Below are 19,712 nucleotides of genomic sequence, written 5' to 3' on the forward strand. Positions count from 1 at the left end.
GCGGCCCTTTGCAGCGGCACGGCGGGTGGCTCTGTTCATTTGCGCACCTTCACTTTCCCGCCAATGCGCAGCAGCGAACCATCGTTTGCCACCAGATATTCAGTCCCGGCGCGTTCGACCATCTGCACCACCGCAAAGCCCTCGGATGTCACCCAGCGGCAGCCGAGCGCGAATTTCAGGTTGCGGATCTTGTTCTTCAGCCACATCATTTCGTGCTCTCCTTGTTTTCAAGCCAACGATCAAGCACGCCCGGCCTGGCTCCGCCAATTTCAGCGAGGTAGGCCTTGGCGGCAGCAAGTTTTGTGGCGGCAGGCGTGCGCTGCGCAAGCGCGTTACTCAGCGGATGCGCCTCTGCGGATTTGCGCAGCCCGTGAATGCCGGGGACGTTCTGAACATCAAGCATGCGAAGCCCCCCATACGATCGGTTTGATCCCACGCACGTAGCGCCTACGCTCGATGCTCACCGGCCGCACCAATCCGCTCTTGTCCAGCGCGCATACGTGAGCGCGGATCTGGCTTTTGCTCAGCCCCCGCAAGTGCTTCCGAATCTCGGTCAGCGTGCATGGCTTCAGCCTGAGCACGTTCAGCACCTGATTGCGGGTTCGAATTCCGCGTTCAATTCGGCCGTCCATCACGCAGCCCTCACATCTGAGCAAGTACCGCCAAGATGTCCGCCCTGCTCGGGCTTTCCTTGAACCTGGCTATCGCCTCCAGCACGCTTGCCGCAAGCTGCTTGTTTGGCCTGGTAGAGCTCACGAGCCGCGCGCAGCAATTCACGCACCGAAGGTTGTACGTGCTGCTCGTTTGGCAGCACGAGCAAGTCGATTCCATTTGAAAAACTCCAGAGCTGACGCTTGGGTCCTTTGGGGTAGCTGTCGCTGATGATCCTCAAGCGCTTGAGTACCAGCACTCCAGAGCAGGCCGTTCTGTAGTCCAGCCCGCCGATGTCGCGCAAAACGGTTCTTGATGAAGGCTGACCAGCCATCTGAAGCGCGCACAGCAGCCGGCAGAGGACTGATGGATCAACCTCGAGGTCATCATCGAACGGATCTCGCTTCATTGCCGAAACGACCCGCGTAGCCGCCCGGGCTTCAGGAGTGCGGGACGGGACTGCGCTTAGTCCGAGGTTCATTGCAAGCAGGCTCATGCTTGCCCCACTTTCGCGCGAAGCTGAGCAAGGCGCTCACGGATTACCGATGCGTCCTCGACCAGCGGCTTAACCGTTTCTCCATTGCTCGCCACAAGTCGCACCGGGCTATTCAGGACCAAAGCCGCAACCGGGTCTGTACCTTCGTGCTTCACTGCAGGCAACAGCGCGCGCACTGAAGTACCGGTCAGTTGCTTACGCGCTTGAGCGCGCTCAATGGCGGCCTTGCGTTTGACCGGACACCCACCAAGAGAAGCCGACCACGCAGGCGAGATTCCTGCCTGCTGCGCTTCTGCCACCATGCGCGAATAGGCTTCACGAAACGCCATGCGCGCACCGATTTTGTCTCCAGCAACCAACAGCGGATGCGCCGCCTGGTGGTATGCCGCAGCCATTTCCTGAGTCCAGACGACCGTTTCCTGCTCGTCACCGGCAAGCATGGCCGTCGCCCACGCTTCATCCGGGCCAGGCCGTCCATCCGCCCCCTGCACGCGTTCGATGATCGCCGCTAGCGAGAGGCGGCCGGTCAGCTCACGTCTGCAACGAACGAGTGCCGCAAGAACGGCGTCTTCCGGATAGGCCGAAAGATCCGACACCATCACCATCAGCGCAGCAGCGGAAAGGTCTGTGGAAAGCAGCTCAGCCGTCACAGCAACAGCCTTAGCTATGTTCGCGCTCATGCTGCGGCCTCCAAGTTCGCCAGAACTTCGTCAAGCGCGGCCGCATTCCCTCCCTTGCGGTCCGACTGCCTGGCCTTGCTTTCGGTCATGACGCGCCCTGTCGCCCATTCGGTGCGCAGCTTTTCGCAATCAGCCAAGAGGCTTCCAACGTCGTGCATCCGCTTGGCGTAGTAGGCGTTCGGATGATTAACGAACCAGGCTGCAACGGTAGGGGCTTCGTCTCCACCAATGCGCTGCACCAGCCCCTTGATCGACGCATTGACCTTCGCATTGCGAACAGGAGGGACGCCGTACTTCGACGAGTACGCAGCGGCATAGGCACACCATGTCGCCCGGCAATGTGCCTGCAACACAGTTTCAGGGTCAGTCTCAACTTCGTGGTCCGCAGCTGCGCCAGCAGCGGCGGGAAGCAATTCGACCGCCGAACCGTTTTCTGCGCCGAACCCTTCCTGCTCTTGCTCCTGTTCCTGCTCTTGTTCCTGCTCTTGGCTTACAAGGGGCTTGCAAGGGGCTTGTAAGTAGCTTTCGCGCCCTCTGATTTTTTCCATCTTGAAAGCCGCTGCGTATTTATCGAAAAACTCAGGCAGGAAGGGGTTTTCAGGCAGCGCGTCATACTCGTTTTGCACCCCTTTGATACGCAGATCCTTGCCGTTCAACTCTTCAGCGATCTGGTAAGAGGCCATTTCGAGCACAAAAACTACTTCTGAATCCTCGTCGTACTTGCAGAATCCGGCACTGATGCAGCTTTGAAGCCCCTTAGAAGCCCCTTCCAAGCCCAGCCCTGTCTCATGCGCAACGAACATTGTCGGCAGGTAATAGAGGCCAAGCATGTTTGCGTGCGGGCTTGTCATCAGATACATCGCCACGACCGTAGCTTCTGCACCTGAACGGCGGATCTCTTTACCAGTCTTGCCTATCCAGAACTGAGGCGAAACCTTCCCGTAGTCACGCATTTTTTACCCCTTTTTGCGTGTTGCACGTCGTGCAAAGAACGCGGAGATTTTCTCTTTCATGTCCTCCGCCGAGCGACTTTGGTTTTATGTGATCGATGCTTAAAAACACGGCTGGATCATTTGTGTAGTAGCCATACCCGCCTTTCGGGAATTTCTTCTCAAAACCGACTACTCCGCACTTCGCGCAAGTGAAGTTTTCTTCATGGAAAACACGCCTTCTCATGGCTGTTTTCACTCCAGATCCGTTAGGCATTGCGCACCCCTGCAAACAAGTCAGTCTGAACAGCAGGCAGCGCCACCGGGCGGATCAGCACACCAGAAACGCGATCCTTGCGCTTCGGGCGCTCCTGCAGCTCGCCGCAGGCCAGCAGCTCATTCAGGCGGGCCGAGACTGTCGATTTCTGCCAGCCAAGCTCGTTCGCCAACTCGCCAATGCTCCAGTCGCGCTGTGCGCCGGCCTCGATGTGCTTCAAGATCTTCTCGCGCTGGCCAGCAGCTGCGCCGGTAAGGTTGTGAGCGCGGAACGCACGGATAGAGGTGTCCTGCGCAGCGATTCTCATGCTGCCTCCCGATCGAACTGATCACGCAGACCGTCACAGATCGGACGACGGCTCAGCTCAGCGTTAAGGCGCTGATAGGCATAGTTGGTAGCCGACTCCGCATCAATTCGGCGCGCCATCTGCCAGGCGAACAGACACAGCATGACAATGGCCACCAGCCAGCCGCTCCAGATCACAAGCAAGTTCAACATTTCCGCCTCCGTCAGCAGTTTGTGTAGGTCACTGGCGCATCAGGCACGGCCTGATAGCGCAGGTACTTCGGGTTGCGCGAGTCGCCGAACTCCTTGATCAGCGATTGGCCGCGCAGGTAATGCAGGGCCCAGCTCACTGCGCCGCGGGCAAACCCGGCGCGAGCCATCAACTGGCCCTGAGAAAGCGTTTCCGGATAGGCCGCGCGCAACACCTTCAGGCACTCATCTGTCGCAGAGCCCTGAACAACACCGGGCCCACGGATCTGGCCGATCCAGCGGCGGTTTTGCTGGCCGTTCGCCGCTTCCGCAGCGAGGCCCATCAATTGTTCAAACATGCTCGGGATGCCTTTAGGTGTCGTCATTCGGTAGGTCTGTTTGAAAGTGCAGGCACGGGCAAAACCCCGATTCAAGCCCCTATTCCGCGCCTTTCGAGCCTGGAGCGGCCTGTGCCATCCTTTGAGCATGAACAAGCCCGAACGCATGCTCGATCAACGCCTGGCGGATGTACTCCTGAGTGCTGAGCCCGCTCATGCAGGCCAGCGCGCGGATGGCGTCATCCACATCCACAACAGGGGCCTCAAACGGATCAGCCTCGGTTCCGGTAGCGGCAGAGCGCACCGCGTACAAGCGGCCGAAACACTGCATTTCCAGCATCACCCGCATGCTTTCGCGCACCGGGCGACCAGACGAAACAGCCAGCGACGAGACGGCGTTCTTCAGCGGCTCGGCGCACATGGTTTTCAGTTCTTCAGTGAGCTTCCCGCCCGCATTCGTGGTTCCGCTACGCATGGCGCGCACTCCCAAGGTTTCCGCTCTCATGGCGTTACAAGCTCCCTGACTTCAGTTCAAAAAAATGCCGGGGCGCTTGCAGGCAGCCCGGCACGAAAGCCCACACCATGGGCGGAGGAGACAAACGGATGAACAGCGTTACGCATGACAACGCGCCCGCTGCTCTGAGTTTCGGAGAGGCGGCTCTGGCCTTCGACATTGGCTTGCAGATGCTGCTGGCCGTACTGGTTCAACGCGACCCAGGCGTCGGCTCTGCACTGATCGCGGAGCTCGATGTGTTGCTCGCTGCTCGCCTTCCCACACTGGGAACCCAGCGCGCCATTGCGCAACTGCGCGACCACGTAGCGGATCTGACCCGGCCGGTTCATTAAGCGGCCCTCTTCTGGCGCTTGTTCGACTCAAGCAACTTCAGGAGGCGTATGCCATCGTCAGCCGACTCGACGCCTATGTTCGACGCCCAGCGAGACAGACGGGGTTGCGGAATTCCGGTTGCGCGAGCGATTGCACACTGCGACCAGCCTTTTTCCATCAGAGCGCGGATGACTTGCTGTGTTGAGATCATGCCTTGATTATACGCAAACGCATTGCGGAAGCAATACCCCTTCGCATAATTCGACAGCGCATAATCCGCGCATGTCGCTCAAGGAAAACTTACGGGCCGCCATGTTGTTGCGCAAAGAGAATCCGAATTCTCTTGCGGGCAAATCGCGCGTGCCACAGCCGACCATCCACCGGATACTCAACGGAACGTCAGCAGATCCTCGTCGCTCCACCGTAGAGAAGCTCGCGAAGTCCTTGGGGGTGTCGACGGACGACCTATATAAAGGCGCAGTGCCGGCAGCGGCAGGGACGACGCAGGAACGTCCGGACGCCATGCCGATTGCGGCCACGCCACCCGCGATGACCGTCCGTGAAATCATGGCGGCACTTGAAACAGTGCTGGCACTTGCGCGCTTGCCAATCGATGCACTCGCCTACCCTACCCGATCGGATCTCGAAGCCCGGCTACAGGCGGAACTTGAAAAGGCCGGCACTTTTGCGCCCAAGCGCCGCCCGCAAGCTACAGTATGGCTGCCGAAGCGCCTGACCGCCGCCGACATCCCGGGCGTATTCATCGACCACAAGCAGCTGCCTGGCGCAGCGCCAGCAAAGTCGCGCAAAAAAGCCTGATCACCAGGAGAGGTGCGAAAGGATCTCCGTCGCAGCCCGCCCCACGGCGCCTGGCTCGCGCGTAACCTCGCCGGCCTGCAGCACCCCGGCCACATGTCCGTCCGGCAGCATCACCACCACTACCGCGCCGCCAGCAACGCCGGAGCGCGCCGCATGGGCGAGCTTGCGCGCCAGATCCAGCGTTTCAACGGCATCGGCGGGCAGGGTCTGATCATCATCAGGGAGCGGGCAACACGGACAAGCCACAAAAAGACACGCACAAAAGGGCAGGCTTGACGATAGCAGCCCGCGCACCACATCAGGGCAAACCATTGTTAAATTTGCCAGATGTGATGCAGATCACAAATCGGCCGCAGGTCTGCCCAAAAGGGCATACGGGATTTGAGCATGTCGCGCGCTAACATTTGCGTTCCATTGTTTGTCGGTGTAATAAATCATGGGCGCCGTCGTACCGCTGTTCAGGAAACATCAAGCGCACGTCGATGACGTGGGCGACGTTATCAACTGCCTGGAGCAAGCCAGCATGATTGCGGAGTCTGGCGGCGCCGATGGCATCGTGATCGCCATGACCTTGGGCGGCGACATCATCATGCAGATGGCAGGCGGCGCACCGACCCGCGACAAGCAACTGACCAAGCGCGCGGCGCTGTCGATCCTGCAGCGCCTCTCGTGGTAAATCAGGTAAGCGCCACACTCAACAGCAACACACAAGGGGAAATCATGAAAAAGATCGCAGCAATCATTGCTTTGGCGCTCACGGCCGGCCCTGCCCTTGCCGACAAGCTGACCAGCGGCTACGTCCGCCAGGACGGCACCTATGTTGCCCCAAGCTACCGCAGTACGCCGAACAACACCACGCTGGACAACTACAGCACGCGCGGCAACACCAATCCCTACACCGGGCAGGCCGGCACGCGCTCGCCCGACTACGGCTCGACGCACACGCCATCGCAGCGCCAGCCGAACTACGGCACCCCGGCGCCGAACCCATACCAGCCCTACCGAAACCCCTACGACCGCTGATCGGACTTCCATCAACGCACCAAACCGCCTCCGGGCGGTTTTTTTACGCCATCAGGAACACCAGCAGGAACAGCGCCAAAGCCAGGCCGATGACAACCAGCCCGAACGCTGGCGACGCCACGACACCCGCCCCGATAGCTGCCATCACTCCGAGCGTGATCAGGAATCGACGCAAGCCCTTCTTATAGGCATCTACAAGGATCAGCAGCAGGATCACCCCGAGGACAAAGAAGCCCTCTCCCGCGCCATCGGTGAAAGTGTAAGGGTCGATCCGATCCATGGAATCACCAAGTAAATAAGCCGTTCAACGGAAACGCATTGTCCTGTTAAAAATTATGCGTTTGCGTATTGACATGCGTTATACGCTTTCGTATAGTTCAGCCCATGGACGCAGCACAACGAAACACGCAGCGACACACGAAACAACAAAAGGGGCGACACATGAGCAACGACGCAGTAGCAACCATCCTCCGCGAACTGGCAGCAGCCGGCGCAGAAATGCGCGAGTGCGCAGAGCGTGGCGACATCCCGGCCGAATACCGCAGCGAAGGCGCAGCTGCCGAATCCATCGTTTTGCTTATGGGGGCCTGAGCCATGGCAAACATGATCCCCTGCAACTTCGCTGCCACCCTGGCCGCCTACGAGCGCAGCCAGATCGACGCCGACCATGCCGCCGACGCACGCGAAGCTGAAGAAGTCTCCCTGCTGCGCGGCGAGTGCAACCCGAATACCCCTGCGAACTTTGCCGAAGCGCTGCATGAAACCTTCGCCAGCGCTACCGGCGAGGCCCATGCCCGCGCCATTCTGGATCTGTCCCGCAATGCGCCTGAGCTTGTCGCCGCCTATCTCGACGGACTGAGCAAAGGCTATTGGGAATCCATCGCTGCATGGAAAGCCGGAAAGGCCCACTGACATGGACGCCAAATCCGCCGCAGTCATCGCCTTCCTGTTCCTGTGCTTCGGCATTGCTGGAACGCTGGATGTTGATGCCGAAACCATCCTGAAGCTCGAGCGCGAAAACGAACACCTGCGCAACTACGCACAAACGCACATGAGCGATTGCGCATCCCCGCAACTCACCACAGCCACTGCACTGAAATGACCAAGACCATCGAAAACAACGCCGAAGCCCTGCGCCTGATCGCCCTCGCACAAGAGGCTCTGATCAAGGCCCGCACCAGCCGCCACGTTGAAGGCGCCGGCCTTCTTCAAGACGCGATCCGCCAGCTGCACGTCGCGTATCGCGTTCTGGCCGAAGACTTCCAGAACGACACCCTCAACACCCTGCGCACGGTCGGAGCGATCTGATGGAACCGGTCAAGGGCCTGGACAACTGGCTGACGGAATGCCGGATCGAAAACCCCGGCATCGACCCGCAGATCGTGATCGAAGCCAGGAACGGCCGTCTGTTCCTGCTGTTGGGAAATTTCAATCTTTACCAGGCCCGCCAGCTGGCCGACCTGATCAACAAAACCTGCGACGACGCCGAAGGCATGTTCGCAAATCAGGAGATCCGCAAATGAGCAACCTCGCAATTGCGCCACAAACGGCCAGCGCCATCCCGGCGCTGATGATGGACGAGCAGGATCTTGCACACGTCCTGCAGACCAGCCTGTACCCCGGCGCCGCCATGCCGAGCATCAAGATGGTTGTGGCCTACTGCCGCGCCGCCCAGCTCGACCCGATGCAGAAGCCCGTCCATATCGTCCCGATGTGGGACAAGAACAGCAAGAGCATGCGCGACGTGATCATGCCCGGCGTCGGCCTGTATCGCACCCAGGCCGCCCGCTCTGGCGAGTATGCCGGCATGAGCGAACCCGAGTTCGGGCCGGACGTTACCGAGAAGGTCGGCGGCATCGAAATGACCTACCCGAAGTGGTGCAAGGTGACGGTTCGCCGCCTGCTTCCGAACGGGATCATTGTTGATTTCCCCGCAGTTGAATACTGGAAGGAAAACTACGCGACGGCGGGCAAGGACTCCGAAGCCCCGAATGCAATGTGGAAGAAGCGCCCCTACGGCCAGATCGCCAAGTGCGCCGAAGCCCAGGCGCTGCGCAAGGCATTCCCTGAAATCGGCAGCCAGCCGACCGCCGAGGAAATGGAAGGCAAGGAATACCAGCCGCAGGCCGAGCCGGCCCACGCACAAGTCGCCGAGGTTGTTCTGCCGGACTACTCGGAAGATCAGCTAAAGCAGAACCTGCCCGCATGGCAGAAGGCGGCCGACGAAGGCAAGTTCAGCGCAGAAAACATGATCGCCAAAATCAACACCCGCTACACGCTGAGCGCCGCGCAGCAAGCCGTGATCCGCTCGATCAAGCCGCACACCACCGAACAACAACCCGCAAGCGACATGGCCGACCACGCCGATTTTGTTGCTGCGATGGATCAGGAGTAATCGGAGTGGCCGCACACGTAAAACAAATGGCAGGGGAGAAATTCGGAAGACTTACCGCTATTTCAATCTGCGGAAAAGAAAAAAGCCGAGGGCTATTGTGGAATGTTGTTTGCGAATGCGGAACTGAATTTGTTGCATCTGGTGGAGAAGTAAGACGAGGCGGAATAACTGAATGCAGACAGTGCGCGAAGGCAAGAAAAGTTAATGCAACGTCAAGTCACAAGAAGACAGGAACTGCTGAACATCGTGCGTGGCTGTCTATGAAGCGCAGATGTACAAACAAAAACAGCTTCGCCTATGACAAGTACGGAGGGCGCGGAATAACAATTTGCGAAGCATGGATGGATTCGTTTTTGTCTTTTTTTGAAGACATGGGGCCACGCCCTACGGACACACACTCGCTGGACAGAATAGATGTAAATGGGAATTACTCGCCAGAAAACTGCAGATGGGCAACAAAAGTAGAGCAGGCGAACAACAAGCGAAATAACCGAATAACTGAAATAAACGGCAAGCCGCAAACAATTGCAATTGCTGCAAGAGAGATCGGGATAACGGAGTCCGGTCTTCGCAAAAGACTAAAAAGGAGTTCTTCAAATGGACGTAATTAATACCAAACAAGGGTCAAGCGATTGGATCAATATCAGATTGCGTCACTTTTGCGCATCTGAGGCTCCTGCTGCTCTTGGTCTCAGCAAATACCAAACCCGCACCGACCTGCTGGCGATGAAGAAGTCCGGCATTGCTGAAGACGTTGCCCCGGCCACGCAAGCGCTGTTTGATCGCGGCCACGCCGCCGAAGCCAACGCCCGCCCGATCGCCGAGCGCTTCATTGGCGAAGAGCTTTACCCCTGCACCGGCCGCGCAGAAGTTGAAGGTCTTCCGCTTCTGGCATCGTTCGACGGCCTGACCATGGCAGAGGATGTTGCTTTTGAGCACAAGCTCTACGCCGGATGGCTGGCAGACTACCTGAGCGAGCACGACGATCTGCCGGACACCCATTGGCCGCAGGTTGAGCACCAATTCATTGTGTCCGGTGCTACGTGCTGCCTGTTCATGTGCAGCGACGGCACGGAGAACAACTGCGCACACATCTGGTACGAATCGAAGCCAGAGCGCCGCGCCGCCGTGCTGGCCGGCTGGCATCAGTTCGCTGCCGACCTTGCCGCCTACGAGCCGCAGGCCCAGCCCGCGCCTGTTGCTGCCGCGCCGGTCGAAGGCCTCCCGTCAGTGTTCGTGCAAGTCACTGGCTCGCTGGCGATCACCGACAACCTGCAGAAGTTCGGCGAAGCCCTGCGCAGTTTCCTTGATCGCACCCCGACCAAGCCGGCCACCGATGAAGAGTTCGCCGTATGCGAGTCGGCCATCAAGACGCTGACCAAAGCAGAAGAAGCCCTCGACGCAGCCGAAGCTGCGGCGCTGGCGCAAGTCTCCTGCGTGGATGAAATGCGCATGCTCAAGGCCACGCTGCGCGATCTTGCCCGCAGCAATCGCCTGGCGCTGGAAAAGCTGGTTAAGGCCGAGAAGGAGAACCGCAAGCAGGCCATCGTGCAGAAGGGACAGAAGGATCTGGCCGCATTCGTTGCCGCCCTGCCCTGCGCCGAGTATATGCCGACGATTACCGGAGACTTCGGTGGCGCAATCAAAGGGCTTGGAAAAGGCAGAGACCCGATGGCCAGCATCCAAAATGCCGTGGATACAGAGCTCGCCCGCGCCAAGATCGATGCAACCGGCCAAAGCCAGAAGATCGCCGCAAACATGGCCGCCATCGAAGCGCACCCGGAGCATGCCGCCCTGTTCGCAGATCGCCGCACGCTCGCGCTGAAGGATGCCGAGTTTGTCGCCCTCACCGTCAAGCAGCGCATTGCCGACCACCAGGCCGCCGAAGCCGCGAAGATCGAACGCATCCGCGCCGAAGAGCAGGCCAAAGCCGAGAAAGAGGCGCGCGACAAGCTGGCACAGGAACAGATCGAAAATGCCAAGGCTGAAATTCAGGCAAAGCCAGATCTTCCTAAGCTATCTGCTGAAACGATGGCCGCACTCGTCGGGCCTTCGAACATTACCCCGGCAGCTCCGAACATTCCGGCCGCAGCTCCGAACATTGAGCCCGTCGCCAAGCGCGGCGCCCCTACCCTCTCGCTGGGCAAGATCGCTACCCGGCTTGGCTTCGCAGTATCGCGCGACTTCCTGCACCAGCTTGGCTTTGAAGGCACCAAGGATCGCGCCGCGTACCTGTATCACGAAGCAGACTTCCGCGCGATCTGCAACGCCATCGCCGCGTACGTGCTGGCCAAGGCTGACTACGTTGAGCAGGAGGCGGCATGAGCACGAAACACCACAGCATGCGCATGGCCAGAGCTGACGCGAAGGACTGCGATGCAGCATATGACCTGATGGCGCTGATCGACGCGATCGACCGGGGAGACTACCCCGCAAAGCAAGGCGAGGAAGTTCCTGACTGGTTTGATGAAGACGACTTCGAGCACCTTCAGCACCTGCACACCAGACTGAAGGGGATCATCGACAGCGCACCGGGCTTCATGGGCCGGATCGTCGGCGGTTTCTGCGCTGTGATCCTGAACCCGAAAAACAACCTGATCGACATGGAAGACGATTGCCTGTCTCTGCATCCGCGCCTGGATGAAGCACAGAGACTGCTTTCATGGGTTGAAGAGAATCGCCAGGAGCTTCTGGCTGAGTTCCGCGCTGTGTCGGATGAAGAAGAGAAGGAGGCTGCATGATCTACCTCGCCGCCCCCTACTCCACCGGCCTGCCTGAAGGCATGGAACCAGCCGAAGCCATGCGCCAGCGCGCCGACCTCATCAATAAGGCCGCGGCGCAGCTCATGGAAGAAGGCCACATCGTCTATTCGCCGATCAGCCACGGCGTGAGTCTCGAAGCGCACGTCAGCGCCGACAACCTCAAGAGCCACGACTTCTGGATGAACCACTGCTTCGGCATGCTGGATCGCGCCCGTCAGCTGTGCGTGCTGCGCATCCCGGGCTGGGAAGCCTCGCGTGGCGTGCAGATGGAAATCAACCGCGCCCGCCGCAACGGCCTGCTAGTTACCTACATGGAGGCTTGAAATGGTAGCGATTGTCCGTAGTGACGGAAGTATCTGGGCGCAGGAACCGCTGAAGCCGGGAACGCGACTTGTTCCAGAGCATGACTCAGAGCTGCGCCGCCAGCTTGAGAACGAGCGTGCTCGTGGAATCCATAGCTGCGGCCCGAAGTGCAACTTCAGCGGCTGTGTGAATCGCCGGTTGAGGGAGCAGCTTGAGCTGGTGACGGGGGCGCTGGAACTCGGATTACAGATTGGAGACCAGTTCAGCCGTGGGTTCATTGCGCAGTTTCATGACAAAGCCCGCGCAGCCCTCACCGCTGAAATCGAGGCGGCAAAGGCTGAAGAGCGGGAGGCTTGCGCTCAAGTGTGCGAGTCCATGCACGAAGAGGACGGGCCCAATGCCTACGCTTACGCCATCCGAGCAAGGAGCAAAGCATGACACCAACAATCCCCGAGCAAGTCGCCATGGCCATGCGCTTTGACCTAGCCCCAGACGACGCACTGCTGCCGCTGGCCGTGATCGAAGCCGGAACAGGAATGAGCGGCGCGCTGCTGAGCCAGCGCCGCAAGGACTACCCGAACGACCCTCCCTTTACCAAGCGCGGCAAGTTTGTGTACTACCGGGCCGGAGCGGTGCGCAAGTACCTGGCCGGCGGAGAAGAGCCTAACGTGGAGTGAAGGGACTAGCTGAAAGCCGGTCCATCTTGCACGCAGGGTTAGCCGACACATGGAGCAGGAGAATATTTTGCAAACAATGAAACTTGATTTTCGCGGCGGAGCGCTGAGGAGGATTTATATCTCTGCCAAGTTTATGCAGATTGCCTTGTTTGCGCTGATCCCGTTTTGCAGCGGCGCTGAAATGAAAATTGTCGGGCGCAAATCTTTGCACGATATGACCGATGCGGATTTTGACGAAGTGCTGCGCGTCAAATGCCATTGCGAGCGCTGCGATATTGAGGCCAATATTCTGCGCACTCGGATGTCGATTTGCCCGAAATGTGGCGACAAAAGATGCCCGCATGCTCTTTATCACGGCAATGATTGTGTCGACTAACGTGGAAGTGAGGGGCCGCCCTCACGAACAGAAACAGGAGTGATGGGCATGGAGCAACAACCGAACACAGAAGCGCCGCAAGGGGCGGTCCCATCGACTGCAGTGTTATGCGGAAGACTCACCTATAGCGACCTGATGACGCTGGCAGGAAACGCCGGGCTTGGGCCTGCAAATGTAAGCGGAATGCTGCAGGCGAGGCTGGAACTTTTTGGCCGAGCGGTTGAGAAGGCGGCACAGAAAGCTGAACGAGCAAGGTGCAAAAAGGACATTGTTACCGTGATTGATGAGCGCCGAGACGCGGGGCTTGAAACTGGGTGGCCAGCGATACATGACGCGCTGGACAGGATAAGCAGCCGGGACTCTGACGCATAACGTAGAGGTAAGGGGCGAGCCGCGCAGCGGCGAGTCCAGTGAGTGAAACGAACGACCTTGACCGCCGGGTTAGGCGGCATTTTGAAAAGGACAAATGATGCACACACCTGAACCTTGGAAGGTTTCTGAAGAGTCTTTCGATAACGACGGGGTAGAAGAGTCGGTGATTCGCGGACTTGATGACCGCGCAGCTATTGCGGTGACGCTCGACTTTGGCGAAAACAACCCGACCATGCGAGAAGACAATGCCCGGAGAATTGTTGCCTGCGTGAATGCTTGCAAGGGATTGAGCACGGAAGTGCTGGAAAACATCCTGCTTATGGGTGACACGATTCTGAGCCGGTTTGAGGCTATGAAAACGGACAAGGTGCATTGACGCCTAACGTTTGAGCTGAGGGGCTGGACCGCAGGGACGGTCCCGATCAAGCGAATTGTTAGGCTGGCTAAATAATGACAGGGGTTGATATGGCAGAACAGCAAGAAATCAGGCTTTTTGATAGCCAATGGGTGAATGTAGTGAATCACGACAACTGCTACGCCGGGTATTCGGTTGAAGGGGTAATCGGAATAACGTGTGGAAACCATGATGATGCACTATAATCATGAGACGGAATTTCGTGTGGAATGCTGAGATGAACAAACCCCGACTGCGCGTATCTTTTTCTGGCGGCAGAACGTCTGCCTATATGAGTATCTGGCTGAAGCAGCACTTGTCTGAACGGTACGACATGAAGTTCGTATTTGCGAATACTGGATGGGAGCATCCCGACACTTTGCGCTTCGTTAACGAGGTCGATAATCGCTACAACCTCGGCGTTGTGTGGGTTGAAGCCGTCCCGAGACGGGAGACTGGGAAATCGTCTGGGCATCGAGTCGTCACCTATGAGACCGCAAGTCGGAATGGCGAGCCTTTCGAAGCTGTTTGCTCCGCTTATGGCTTGCCGAATATGACTTTTCAGCTCTGCACACGCGAACTGAAGCGCAATGCAATGCAGAGCTACGCCCAGTCCATCGGATGGAAGAATAGGAGTTACGAGACTGCTATTGGAATTCGGCTGGATGAGACACGTCGAGTCAATCCTGAGACTGCGAAGCGAGAGCGCATTGTGTATCCACTCATTGACTGGACTCCGACATTCAAAGACGACGTCCTGGCTTTCTTTGACGGATTCGACTGGGACCTGAATATCCCGGAGCACCAAGGAAACTGCATTGGCTGCTTTAAGAAGTCTGACCGAAAACTCCTGACGCTTTACCGGGAAGACCCCGCGAACTTCGATTTCCCTGTGAAGCTGGACATGCTCTATCGGAACGTAGGCCCGAACAATGTCCCTGGCCCGCGTCGCATGTATCGCGGCTTCCGGAGCGCGCCGAGCCTTGTCGCGGAGTTCAAGTCCGTAGATTCCACTTACAGACCGCCAACCCATGACGGAGGTTGCTCGGAGCAATGCGACCTCTTCGAAACCGTGGAGTTGGCTGCATGAGGTTCGTTTCCACACTAAAATCCGAGGATGAGAGACATTCTGGATATGGACGGCTGGACGCTGACCGACAAGAGGACCGAGGGGATGGTGGAGACCTTCTCGGCGGAATACCTGCACGAGCCCAAGGCATGCACCAAGTGCGGAAGCGTGAGCCTGTACCGGCACGGCACGAAGAAGACGACGTATGCGGACTCGCCGCTGCGCGGCTTTGCAGCCAAGCTGGAAGCGACGGTAAGGCGCTATCGGTGCCGGGATTGTGGGGAGACATTCCTGCAGCCGCTGGGTGGCGTTCTGGACGAGCGGCGCATGACCATCCGGTGCGCGGAGTTCATCGCCAAGCAGGCGCTGCAGCACACGTTCGTGCATGTAGCCAGAGAGGTTGGCATCGACGAGAAGACGGTGCGGGCCGTGGCTGCGGAGCGCATGGGAGAGCTGGAGGCCAAGCACGCGCCCAGGCTGCCCAGGGTGCTGGGCATCGACGAGACGCAGATTGCCGGCGAGATGCGCCTGGTGCTGACGGACGTGGAAGGCCGCAGGCTGCTGGACATGCTCCACTCCAGGGACAAGGACACGCTGGCCAGATGGCTGGGGCACTTCAGGGACCGCAACGCCGTCAAGGTCGTCACCATCGATATGTGGCGCCCCTATCAGCGGATTGCCGCCGAGCTGCTGCCCAACGCGGTCGTGGTGGTCGACAAGTTCCACATCATGCGGATGGCCAGCGAGGCGATGGACCAGGTGCGCATCAGGCTGGCCAAGGCAAGAGACACTGGTGTGCGGCGGCATTGGGTTCGCTCCAAGGTTATGCTGCAGAAGCGGCCTGCCAATCTGACCGACAAGCAGCGCTTCAACCTGGATATGTGGCTGGACAACGAGCCGGAGATTGCGGCGGCGTACCGAGCCAAGGAGGCGTTCTACAGCCTCTTCGACCTGCCCAGGGACGAAGCCATCAAGGCGTTCGACGAATACACCGTGCCGGTCAGCATCAAGCCGGAGTTCAGGAAGCTGCTGACCGCTATGCGCAACTGGCGTGGGGAGATTCTGGCGGTCTTCGACCATCCCTACACCAACGCCTACACCGAGTCGCTGAACAGCCTGACCAAGCACATCGTCAAGGCTGGACGTGGGTACAGCTTCGAGGTGCTGCGCGCCCGCATCCTGGCCAACTACGGCGACCCGGTGAAGCAGCCCTTGCACATCGAGTTCCTCATCAAGGACAACGGGAACCCGTGCGAGAACTGCGGGCTGCCGTGTCGAGCCGAGGACATGCACCTGGTCACACTGCCGCCAGTAATGCGTGGCCAGCGTGCGAAGCGCGCCCTGGTCTGCGAAGTCTGCGAACCTCGTTTCAACACGGAGAAGCTTATTGCTCATCGCAAGGCTTCCACACGGAAAACCGGATAGCCGGTTGAAGATGCTGTGGCGAAGGCGGTGAAGCTGACCGAAGAATACATGGCGAAGAACTTCAAGGACGGTATCTGGCCGACCGCCAACTACCCGAATGACGTTTATGCCGCTGCTGGTGGCATGACACAAACAGCGATTGAACGGTGAAGCCTAACGTTTGAGCTGAGGGGCGGCGTCAGCCGTCCCGATCAAGCGAAGAGTTATGGATCTGGAGAAAAGAATGGGACAGGCAAAACAACGCGGAACCTTTGAACAGCGCAAGGCCGAAGGCGAGGCCAAGCGGAAGGCTGAACGCGCGGCGGCAGAAGAGCGCGAAGCACAAGCACGGGCAGAGCGGGCTAAGAGGCTGGCCGCGAGAACGCCAGAGCGACGCGCAAAAGACTGGATGGTGAACCAGATCCTGTTGATGGGCGTGGCTTCACTGTCCCGGATTCCTCGCGGTCTTTGGCGGATTTGATCCATAACGTGTAAGTGAGGGGTGAGGAATGAGCGAAGCGAAAGACGAGTCCCGCTCGACTGCAGGGTTATGCCACAGCTTTACCGATGACAACGGCAAAGCATGGACGGCCTGCAGTGAGTGCGACAGGGGCGGAAACGGCAACGCAAAAGACAAGTGCTCGTGCGGCTGGCAATGCACCAAATGGAACGGGCTCGGCTGCTTCCTTGGAGTGCCGATAGTTGGCGAACCTACGAAGCCAAAGAAACGGACTAAATCGCAAGAGCGATACATGCGCTTTCTTGAGTACGGCGACGGGTTCGACAACTTTCTGGCCTTCCTTCGGTGGGACGCTGAATCGGAACGTAGCTGGAACGCTGGGGCATAACGGCTGACGTGAGGGGCGAGCGGAGCGAGTCCCGCTCGACGTAGAAGTTAGACGGCAACAACTGGAGATAACCATGGATGTTGTAAGAGAAGAGTTACTGCAAGAGATTGAGAACATCGTGAATCTGTTTGCGGGGATGCAATTTGACCCGTCAATACCGAAGCACGTTAAAGAGGCACTGAGCGTAAAAGCTGCGGCTCTTGAATCAGTGCTTGATCGGTACATCAAATGACGCCTAACGTTTGACTTAACCGGCCGAAGGTCCGGTTGAAGGAATGGTTAGGCCGCTATGCAACCAAAGCGAGAGGAACTGACGATGACGACACTACCTGAGAACGCGACCGAGCCGATGCAGAAGGCCATGCAACGCGCCGTGATGCTGCGCAAGAGCATGAACGACGTGTGGCGCGCGGCGCTAGCTGAGTTGCCGGAACCGGTTGCGGCTGACGCGGCGGAGGTGGCGCGGTTGCGCCAAGCCTTGCGCGACATTGCCGACCCGATCTCGGCATGGCGCCGCGACTTGAAGGACGGCTACACGCTTGATGGCGCGATGTGCGTTCACATGGCCTCCGACCCTGAAACGTATCGGCGCATGGCTCGCGAGGCTTTGGGGCCTAACGTATTGTAGGGCTCACTCAAAACAACGCAGCCCATGCCGATAACAAGGCATGGCGCGGCTTTCGCGCAATTCTTAGGGGTCAAAAATGGCAAAGCTTCCAGCAGACATAACCATCCGCCTGAAGTCACGCAACGGCCCAGGCGCGGTGCTTGAACTGATCCATGTTTCACGCGGGCGCTGCTGTGTCCGTCGCGACGGGAAGCGATCAACGCAGATCGAAACCACCACACCAACCGCGATAGGCCGCGAGCTAGGCAAGTGGTTGGCGCGTGAATTGCCGCGCGTCAGGATGCGTGATTACACAACGGCCGCGCCGAAGTGATCGAGCCAAATACTGCATCCTCAACGCGCTGCACGATTGCCCGCAGTGTTTCGATGTCGTGTTGGATGTAGTCGGTCGTCACGTCTGCCCGGTCTGGCGTGTGATTCAGCAGGCGCTTGATCTGGTACATACTGGGCGCCGGAGAAAGCGAATTGAGCAGGCTTGCAAAGGTGCGGCGCAAGTCGTGCGGCGTGAAGTGCGCCCCGCGCTCCCGAACGTCAGCAATCGGGAAGCGCGGATCAACAATGTGCGAGTCGCCCTTTTCATTCGGTATCAGCCAGGCGCCTTTGATTTCCGCCACCTGCCGGTTCAATACCCACTCCATGCGCCAGCCCACAGGCACTGCAAACGACCGGCCGGCGCTGTTCAGATTCTTCGGATCAGCCACCGTCAGCACGCGCGTTTCGGGGTTCCAATCCTGCCGCCTGATCTTGGCCGCCTCGCTTGATCGCAAGCCCAGGCACACCATCAGCAGCAAATAAGCCTGCACCGCGGCGACTCGCTGCGTGCCAAGCGCGTGCGTCTCGCACCAGCGCAGCGGGTCAAGCGTCAGCACCGCCTCAAGCCACCGACCAAGCTCCAGATCCGCCAGGTAGTTATGCTTGCGGCTCGACGGATTCCACAGCCGGCGCTTCTTCAGCACAGCAACCGGGTTGGATAGCACCAACGCATCACCGCCAGCCGTCAGGTAATCATCGTTATCCTGCACGAAGTTGAACACCGCCCGGCATAGACGCATGGCGCGATTGGCTGCCGTGGGCGCAACGGCGCTGATCACCTTGTGAAGATCCGCCACATCTCCGCGCGTGATACTGGCCGCCTCCCTGCCCATCAGCGGTGCGAGGTACTTGTCTAGGTCGTAACGATAGCCCTCGGCCGTGCTGGGCTTAATCCCGCCCTTCTGCATTCCCTCGCGCTCGGAAATGTAAGCCTCGGCCACCTGGCCGAATGTCACACCATCGGCCTTGCGCAGCCGCGCGCGCTTCTCCAGCACCGGATCAATCCCGTCGCGCATCGAGAGCAGCATCTTTTCCGCACGCTCCCGCGCCACGGTTGCGCTGATTTCACCGTGCCGGCCCACCGTCGCCCGCACATTCCGGCCGTTTACTACACGCTCAACGAAGTAGGATTTCACCCCAGAGGCCGTCACGCGCAAGCCAAAGCCGCGCGTTTCAGTGTCACGCACGATCAGGTATGCTTCAGCCGGCGCCTGCAGCGCCTCAACGCTGGTTTTTGTGAGCTTGATTCTTGTTGTGGCCATGTCGCCTCTTTTGTCCTGCGCCGGATTCTACACAGCCCACCGTGTAGGGGCTATGTAGGGGGCAGAAATACGACGAGCCACATTCAGCCAGATCAAAAGCGGCAAACAGAAGCCGCAAAACGCAGGCGCAGCAAGGAAAGAAGTGTCAAAAAGGATCGTAATAGAGCTTACTGGAAAGTGCCCACAGCAAACTTAAAATCCCTCGGCGCAAGCTGTACGGGTTCGATTCCCGTCCCGGGCACCAAAACAAAGAATCACACCGTATCAGGACACATTGCAAAGCCCGCACACAGCGGGCTTTTTGCTCTGTAGATCGTATCAGGACGTAGCAAGACATCCCCCTTCTCGGGGGCACATTCGGGGGCAAAGAAAAGCGTCTTGGGCTTGGCGTATATCC

38 protein-coding genes are annotated in these 19,712 nt (G+C 58.9%); 24 read left to right on the forward strand and 14 right to left on the reverse strand.

From position 1 onward, the window contains the following. Window positions 1-35: 35 nt before the first annotated feature. From Q3Y64_RS04770 to Q3Y64_RS04815, 11 genes are all read right to left on the reverse strand, one after another. Window positions 36-209 (reverse strand): hypothetical protein, encoded by a 174-nt coding sequence (locus tag Q3Y64_RS04770; RefSeq protein ID WP_303560297.1) that lies wholly within the window; start codon window positions 207-209, stop codon window positions 36-38. Further along, window positions 206-403, reverse strand: coding sequence for a hypothetical protein (locus tag Q3Y64_RS04775; RefSeq protein WP_303560298.1), 198 nt, complete (start codon window positions 401-403; stop codon window positions 206-208). The genes Q3Y64_RS04770 and Q3Y64_RS04775 overlap by 4 nt, the downstream gene beginning before the upstream one ends. Then, complete coding sequence (locus Q3Y64_RS19485) at window positions 396-632, reverse strand: ArsR family transcriptional regulator (protein WP_368506640.1); 237 nt, start codon at window positions 630-632, stop codon at window positions 396-398. The genes Q3Y64_RS04775 and Q3Y64_RS19485 overlap by 8 nt, the downstream gene beginning before the upstream one ends. Continuing rightward, window positions 632-1,147: a hypothetical protein gene (locus tag Q3Y64_RS04780; RefSeq protein WP_303560299.1), complete on the reverse strand. Its 516-nt coding sequence runs from the start codon at window positions 1,145-1,147 to the stop codon at window positions 632-634. The genes Q3Y64_RS19485 and Q3Y64_RS04780 overlap by 1 nt, the downstream gene beginning before the upstream one ends. Further along, window positions 1,144-1,797 (reverse strand): hypothetical protein, encoded by a 654-nt coding sequence (locus Q3Y64_RS04785; protein ID WP_303560300.1) that lies wholly within the window; start codon window positions 1,795-1,797, stop codon window positions 1,144-1,146. The genes Q3Y64_RS04780 and Q3Y64_RS04785 overlap by 4 nt, the downstream gene beginning before the upstream one ends. Before the next feature lie 26 nt (window positions 1,798-1,823). Beyond that, window positions 1,824-2,780 (reverse strand): hypothetical protein, encoded by a 957-nt coding sequence (locus Q3Y64_RS04790; RefSeq protein ID WP_303560301.1) that lies wholly within the window; start codon window positions 2,778-2,780, stop codon window positions 1,824-1,826. Next, a complete protein-coding gene (locus Q3Y64_RS04795; protein WP_303560302.1) occupies window positions 2,773-3,015 on the reverse strand; it encodes an HNH endonuclease in 243 nt (80 codons plus the stop codon). The genes Q3Y64_RS04790 and Q3Y64_RS04795 overlap by 8 nt, the downstream gene beginning before the upstream one ends. A gap of 10 nt (window positions 3,016-3,025) precedes the next feature. Next, the gene (locus tag Q3Y64_RS04800) at window positions 3,026-3,340 is read right to left on the reverse strand and encodes a helix-turn-helix domain-containing protein (protein ID WP_303560303.1); all 315 of its coding nucleotides are present in this window, start codon (window positions 3,338-3,340) and stop codon (window positions 3,026-3,028) included. Further along, on the reverse strand, window positions 3,337-3,531 hold the full coding sequence (locus Q3Y64_RS04805) for a hypothetical protein (protein ID WP_303560304.1): 195 nt from the start codon (window positions 3,529-3,531) through the stop codon (window positions 3,337-3,339). Before Q3Y64_RS04805 ends, Q3Y64_RS04800 begins: the two co-directional genes overlap by 4 nt. Window positions 3,532-3,542: 11 nt before the next feature. Continuing rightward, window positions 3,543-3,866 carry a hypothetical protein gene (locus tag Q3Y64_RS04810; protein WP_303560305.1) on the reverse strand — a complete coding sequence of 108 codons (324 nt, stop codon included), beginning with the start codon at window positions 3,864-3,866 and terminating at the stop codon, window positions 3,543-3,545. Between the two features lie 79 nt (window positions 3,867-3,945). After that, window positions 3,946-4,329, reverse strand: coding sequence for a hypothetical protein (locus Q3Y64_RS04815; RefSeq protein ID WP_303560306.1), 384 nt, complete (start codon window positions 4,327-4,329; stop codon window positions 3,946-3,948). A 119-nt stretch (window positions 4,330-4,448) separates the two neighbouring features. On the opposite strand from Q3Y64_RS04815, the gene Q3Y64_RS04820 reads away from it, so the two are divergent. Together Q3Y64_RS04820 and Q3Y64_RS04825 are read left to right on the forward strand one after the other, a co-directional pair. Beyond that, window positions 4,449-4,691: a hypothetical protein gene (locus Q3Y64_RS04820; protein ID WP_303560307.1), complete on the forward strand. Its 243-nt coding sequence runs from the start codon at window positions 4,449-4,451 to the stop codon at window positions 4,689-4,691. Between the two features lie 262 nt (window positions 4,692-4,953). After that, on the forward strand, window positions 4,954-5,490 hold the full coding sequence (locus tag Q3Y64_RS04825) for a helix-turn-helix transcriptional regulator (protein ID WP_303560308.1): 537 nt from the start codon (window positions 4,954-4,956) through the stop codon (window positions 5,488-5,490). Here Q3Y64_RS04825 and Q3Y64_RS04830 read toward each other — a convergent pair whose 3' ends face one another. Continuing rightward, window positions 5,491-5,736, reverse strand: a complete 246-nt coding sequence (locus tag Q3Y64_RS04830; RefSeq protein ID WP_303560309.1) for a hypothetical protein — start codon at window positions 5,734-5,736, stop codon at window positions 5,491-5,493. It lies immediately after the preceding gene. A 190-nt stretch (window positions 5,737-5,926) separates the two neighbouring features. On the opposite strand from Q3Y64_RS04830, the gene Q3Y64_RS04835 reads away from it, so the two are divergent. Together Q3Y64_RS04835 and Q3Y64_RS04840 are read left to right on the forward strand one after the other, a co-directional pair. Continuing rightward, window positions 5,927-6,166: a hypothetical protein gene (locus Q3Y64_RS04835; protein ID WP_303560310.1), complete on the forward strand. Its 240-nt coding sequence runs from the start codon at window positions 5,927-5,929 to the stop codon at window positions 6,164-6,166. 44 nt (window positions 6,167-6,210) lie between these two features. Further along, complete coding sequence (locus Q3Y64_RS04840) at window positions 6,211-6,513, forward strand: hypothetical protein (protein ID WP_303560311.1); 303 nt, start codon at window positions 6,211-6,213, stop codon at window positions 6,511-6,513. A gap of 43 nt (window positions 6,514-6,556) precedes the next feature. Here the strand turns inward: Q3Y64_RS04840 and Q3Y64_RS04845 are convergent, their stop codons facing one another. Continuing rightward, window positions 6,557-6,793, reverse strand: a complete 237-nt coding sequence (locus Q3Y64_RS04845) for a hypothetical protein (RefSeq protein WP_303560312.1) — start codon at window positions 6,791-6,793, stop codon at window positions 6,557-6,559. A gap of 161 nt (window positions 6,794-6,954) precedes the next feature. Here Q3Y64_RS04845 and Q3Y64_RS04850 point away from each other — a divergent pair, with 161 nt between their 5' ends. The 20 genes from Q3Y64_RS04850 to Q3Y64_RS04945 all read left to right on the forward strand — a co-directional run bounded on the left by Q3Y64_RS04850 (window position 6,955) and on the right by Q3Y64_RS04945 (window position 17,741). Further along, on the forward strand, window positions 6,955-7,104 hold the full coding sequence (locus tag Q3Y64_RS04850) for a hypothetical protein (protein ID WP_303560313.1): 150 nt from the start codon (window positions 6,955-6,957) through the stop codon (window positions 7,102-7,104). Between the two features lie 3 nt (window positions 7,105-7,107). Then, window positions 7,108-7,425, forward strand: coding sequence for a hypothetical protein (locus Q3Y64_RS04855; protein ID WP_303560314.1), 318 nt, complete (start codon window positions 7,108-7,110; stop codon window positions 7,423-7,425). 1 nt (window position 7,426) lies between these two features. Next, window positions 7,427-7,615 (forward strand): hypothetical protein, encoded by a 189-nt coding sequence (locus Q3Y64_RS04860; RefSeq protein ID WP_303560315.1) that lies wholly within the window; start codon window positions 7,427-7,429, stop codon window positions 7,613-7,615. Continuing rightward, the gene (locus Q3Y64_RS04865) at window positions 7,612-7,821 is read left to right on the forward strand and encodes a hypothetical protein (RefSeq protein ID WP_303560316.1); all 210 of its coding nucleotides are present in this window, start codon (window positions 7,612-7,614) and stop codon (window positions 7,819-7,821) included. The genes Q3Y64_RS04860 and Q3Y64_RS04865 overlap by 4 nt, the downstream gene beginning before the upstream one ends. Continuing rightward, window positions 7,821-8,036: a hypothetical protein gene (locus tag Q3Y64_RS04870; protein WP_303560317.1), complete on the forward strand. Its 216-nt coding sequence runs from the start codon at window positions 7,821-7,823 to the stop codon at window positions 8,034-8,036. The genes Q3Y64_RS04865 and Q3Y64_RS04870 overlap by 1 nt, the downstream gene beginning before the upstream one ends. Beyond that, a complete protein-coding gene (bet, locus tag Q3Y64_RS04875; protein ID WP_303560318.1) occupies window positions 8,033-8,908 on the forward strand; it encodes a phage recombination protein Bet in 876 nt (291 codons plus the stop codon). Before Q3Y64_RS04870 ends, bet begins: the two co-directional genes overlap by 4 nt. A gap of 5 nt (window positions 8,909-8,913) precedes the next feature. After that, a complete protein-coding gene (locus Q3Y64_RS04880; RefSeq protein WP_303560319.1) occupies window positions 8,914-9,519 on the forward strand; it encodes a hypothetical protein in 606 nt (201 codons plus the stop codon). Beyond that, window positions 9,506-11,233, forward strand: coding sequence for a YqaJ viral recombinase family protein (locus Q3Y64_RS04885; protein WP_303560320.1), 1,728 nt, complete (start codon window positions 9,506-9,508; stop codon window positions 11,231-11,233). Before Q3Y64_RS04880 ends, Q3Y64_RS04885 begins: the two co-directional genes overlap by 14 nt. A gap of 68 nt (window positions 11,234-11,301) precedes the next feature. Beyond that, window positions 11,302-11,649 (forward strand): hypothetical protein, encoded by a 348-nt coding sequence (locus Q3Y64_RS04890; RefSeq protein ID WP_303560321.1) that lies wholly within the window; start codon window positions 11,302-11,304, stop codon window positions 11,647-11,649. Continuing rightward, window positions 11,646-11,993: a DUF1937 family protein gene (locus Q3Y64_RS04895; RefSeq protein WP_303560322.1), complete on the forward strand. Its 348-nt coding sequence runs from the start codon at window positions 11,646-11,648 to the stop codon at window positions 11,991-11,993. The genes Q3Y64_RS04890 and Q3Y64_RS04895 overlap by 4 nt, the downstream gene beginning before the upstream one ends. Window position 11,994: 1 nt before the next feature. Next, window positions 11,995-12,411: a hypothetical protein gene (locus tag Q3Y64_RS04900; RefSeq protein WP_303560323.1), complete on the forward strand. Its 417-nt coding sequence runs from the start codon at window positions 11,995-11,997 to the stop codon at window positions 12,409-12,411. Then, window positions 12,408-12,650, forward strand: a complete 243-nt coding sequence (locus tag Q3Y64_RS04905; protein ID WP_303560324.1) for a hypothetical protein — start codon at window positions 12,408-12,410, stop codon at window positions 12,648-12,650. The genes Q3Y64_RS04900 and Q3Y64_RS04905 overlap by 4 nt, the downstream gene beginning before the upstream one ends. Before the next feature lie 49 nt (window positions 12,651-12,699). Continuing rightward, the gene (locus Q3Y64_RS04910; protein WP_303560325.1) at window positions 12,700-13,026 is read left to right on the forward strand and encodes a hypothetical protein; all 327 of its coding nucleotides are present in this window, start codon (window positions 12,700-12,702) and stop codon (window positions 13,024-13,026) included. A gap of 466 nt (window positions 13,027-13,492) precedes the next feature. Next, window positions 13,493-13,774: a hypothetical protein gene (locus Q3Y64_RS04915; protein WP_303560326.1), complete on the forward strand. Its 282-nt coding sequence runs from the start codon at window positions 13,493-13,495 to the stop codon at window positions 13,772-13,774. A gap of 256 nt (window positions 13,775-14,030) precedes the next feature. Continuing rightward, window positions 14,031-14,882: a phosphoadenosine phosphosulfate reductase family protein gene (locus tag Q3Y64_RS04920; RefSeq protein ID WP_303560327.1), complete on the forward strand. Its 852-nt coding sequence runs from the start codon at window positions 14,031-14,033 to the stop codon at window positions 14,880-14,882. Between the two features lie 27 nt (window positions 14,883-14,909). Further along, window positions 14,910-16,286 (forward strand): ISL3 family transposase, encoded by a 1,377-nt coding sequence (locus Q3Y64_RS04925; RefSeq protein ID WP_303560328.1) that lies wholly within the window; start codon window positions 14,910-14,912, stop codon window positions 16,284-16,286. 27 nt (window positions 16,287-16,313) lie between these two features. After that, window positions 16,314-16,436: a hypothetical protein gene (locus Q3Y64_RS04930; RefSeq protein ID WP_303560329.1), complete on the forward strand. Its 123-nt coding sequence runs from the start codon at window positions 16,314-16,316 to the stop codon at window positions 16,434-16,436. 55 nt (window positions 16,437-16,491) lie between these two features. Continuing rightward, window positions 16,492-16,746: a hypothetical protein gene (locus Q3Y64_RS04935; protein WP_303560330.1), complete on the forward strand. Its 255-nt coding sequence runs from the start codon at window positions 16,492-16,494 to the stop codon at window positions 16,744-16,746. A gap of 440 nt (window positions 16,747-17,186) precedes the next feature. Then, window positions 17,187-17,345, forward strand: coding sequence for a hypothetical protein (locus Q3Y64_RS04940; protein ID WP_303560331.1), 159 nt, complete (start codon window positions 17,187-17,189; stop codon window positions 17,343-17,345). 84 nt (window positions 17,346-17,429) lie between these two features. Further along, window positions 17,430-17,741, forward strand: a complete 312-nt coding sequence (locus tag Q3Y64_RS04945; protein ID WP_303560332.1) for a hypothetical protein — start codon at window positions 17,430-17,432, stop codon at window positions 17,739-17,741. 275 nt (window positions 17,742-18,016) lie between these two features. On the opposite strand, the gene Q3Y64_RS04950 is transcribed toward Q3Y64_RS04945, so the two are convergent. Continuing rightward, the gene (locus Q3Y64_RS04950) at window positions 18,017-19,315 is read right to left on the reverse strand and encodes an integrase family protein (RefSeq protein ID WP_303560333.1); all 1,299 of its coding nucleotides are present in this window, start codon (window positions 19,313-19,315) and stop codon (window positions 18,017-18,019) included. Between the last annotated feature and the right edge of the window lie 397 nt (window positions 19,316-19,712).

The sequence above is a fragment of the Uliginosibacterium sp. 31-12 genome, from assembly GCF_030548425.1.
GTDB classification, from domain to species: Bacteria; Pseudomonadota; Gammaproteobacteria; order Burkholderiales; family Rhodocyclaceae; genus Uliginosibacterium; species Uliginosibacterium aquaticum.

Coding starts and splice junctions, on each gene's coding strand:
- Q3Y64_RS19485 (WP_368506640.1), bottom strand. CDS start 632: ATGGACGGCCGAATTGAACGCGGAATTCGAACCCGCAATCAGGTGCTG.
- Q3Y64_RS04775 (WP_303560298.1), bottom strand. CDS start 403: ATGCTTGATGTTCAGAACGTCCCCGGCATTCACGGGCTGCGCAAATCC.
- Q3Y64_RS04845 (WP_303560312.1), bottom strand. CDS start 6,793: ATGGATCGGATCGACCCTTACACTTTCACCGATGGCGCGGGAGAGGGC.
- Q3Y64_RS04950 (WP_303560333.1), bottom strand. CDS start 19,315: ATGGCCACAACAAGAATCAAGCTCACAAAAACCAGCGTTGAGGCGCTG.
- Q3Y64_RS04810 (WP_303560305.1), bottom strand. CDS start 3,866: ATGTTTGAACAATTGATGGGCCTCGCTGCGGAAGCGGCGAACGGCCAG.
- Q3Y64_RS04935 (WP_303560330.1), top strand. CDS start 16,492: ATGGATCTGGAGAAAAGAATGGGACAGGCAAAACAACGCGGAACCTTT.
- Q3Y64_RS04915 (WP_303560326.1), top strand. CDS start 13,493: ATGATGCACACACCTGAACCTTGGAAGGTTTCTGAAGAGTCTTTCGAT.
- Q3Y64_RS04940 (WP_303560331.1), top strand. CDS start 17,187: ATGGATGTTGTAAGAGAAGAGTTACTGCAAGAGATTGAGAACATCGTG.
- Q3Y64_RS04855 (WP_303560314.1), top strand. CDS start 7,108: ATGGCAAACATGATCCCCTGCAACTTCGCTGCCACCCTGGCCGCCTAC.
- Q3Y64_RS04910 (WP_303560325.1), top strand. CDS start 12,700: ATGGAGCAGGAGAATATTTTGCAAACAATGAAACTTGATTTTCGCGGC.
- Q3Y64_RS04820 (WP_303560307.1), top strand. CDS start 4,449: ATGAACAGCGTTACGCATGACAACGCGCCCGCTGCTCTGAGTTTCGGA.
- Q3Y64_RS04870 (WP_303560317.1), top strand. CDS start 7,821: ATGGAACCGGTCAAGGGCCTGGACAACTGGCTGACGGAATGCCGGATC.
- Q3Y64_RS04835 (WP_303560310.1), top strand. CDS start 5,927: ATGGGCGCCGTCGTACCGCTGTTCAGGAAACATCAAGCGCACGTCGAT.
- Q3Y64_RS04865 (WP_303560316.1), top strand. CDS start 7,612: ATGACCAAGACCATCGAAAACAACGCCGAAGCCCTGCGCCTGATCGCC.
- Q3Y64_RS04780 (WP_303560299.1), bottom strand. CDS start 1,147: ATGAGCCTGCTTGCAATGAACCTCGGACTAAGCGCAGTCCCGTCCCGC.
- Q3Y64_RS04905 (WP_303560324.1), top strand. CDS start 12,408: ATGACACCAACAATCCCCGAGCAAGTCGCCATGGCCATGCGCTTTGAC.
- Q3Y64_RS04850 (WP_303560313.1), top strand. CDS start 6,955: ATGAGCAACGACGCAGTAGCAACCATCCTCCGCGAACTGGCAGCAGCC.
- Q3Y64_RS04825 (WP_303560308.1), top strand. CDS start 4,954: ATGTCGCTCAAGGAAAACTTACGGGCCGCCATGTTGTTGCGCAAAGAG.
- Q3Y64_RS04920 (WP_303560327.1), top strand. CDS start 14,031: ATGAACAAACCCCGACTGCGCGTATCTTTTTCTGGCGGCAGAACGTCT.
- Q3Y64_RS04925 (WP_303560328.1), top strand. CDS start 14,910: ATGAGAGACATTCTGGATATGGACGGCTGGACGCTGACCGACAAGAGG.
- Q3Y64_RS04900 (WP_303560323.1), top strand. CDS start 11,995: ATGGTAGCGATTGTCCGTAGTGACGGAAGTATCTGGGCGCAGGAACCG.
- Q3Y64_RS04770 (WP_303560297.1), bottom strand. CDS start 209: ATGATGTGGCTGAAGAACAAGATCCGCAACCTGAAATTCGCGCTCGGC.
- Q3Y64_RS04860 (WP_303560315.1), top strand. CDS start 7,427: ATGGACGCCAAATCCGCCGCAGTCATCGCCTTCCTGTTCCTGTGCTTC.
- Q3Y64_RS04805 (WP_303560304.1), bottom strand. CDS start 3,531: ATGTTGAACTTGCTTGTGATCTGGAGCGGCTGGCTGGTGGCCATTGTC.
- Q3Y64_RS04895 (WP_303560322.1), top strand. CDS start 11,646: ATGATCTACCTCGCCGCCCCCTACTCCACCGGCCTGCCTGAAGGCATG.
- Q3Y64_RS04945 (WP_303560332.1), top strand. CDS start 17,430: ATGACGACACTACCTGAGAACGCGACCGAGCCGATGCAGAAGGCCATG.
- Q3Y64_RS04890 (WP_303560321.1), top strand. CDS start 11,302: ATGGCGCTGATCGACGCGATCGACCGGGGAGACTACCCCGCAAAGCAA.
- Q3Y64_RS04790 (WP_303560301.1), bottom strand. CDS start 2,780: ATGCGTGACTACGGGAAGGTTTCGCCTCAGTTCTGGATAGGCAAGACT.
- Q3Y64_RS04800 (WP_303560303.1), bottom strand. CDS start 3,340: ATGAGAATCGCTGCGCAGGACACCTCTATCCGTGCGTTCCGCGCTCAC.
- Q3Y64_RS04840 (WP_303560311.1), top strand. CDS start 6,211: ATGAAAAAGATCGCAGCAATCATTGCTTTGGCGCTCACGGCCGGCCCT.
- Q3Y64_RS04885 (WP_303560320.1), top strand. CDS start 9,506: ATGGACGTAATTAATACCAAACAAGGGTCAAGCGATTGGATCAATATC.
- bet (WP_303560318.1), top strand. CDS start 8,033: ATGAGCAACCTCGCAATTGCGCCACAAACGGCCAGCGCCATCCCGGCG.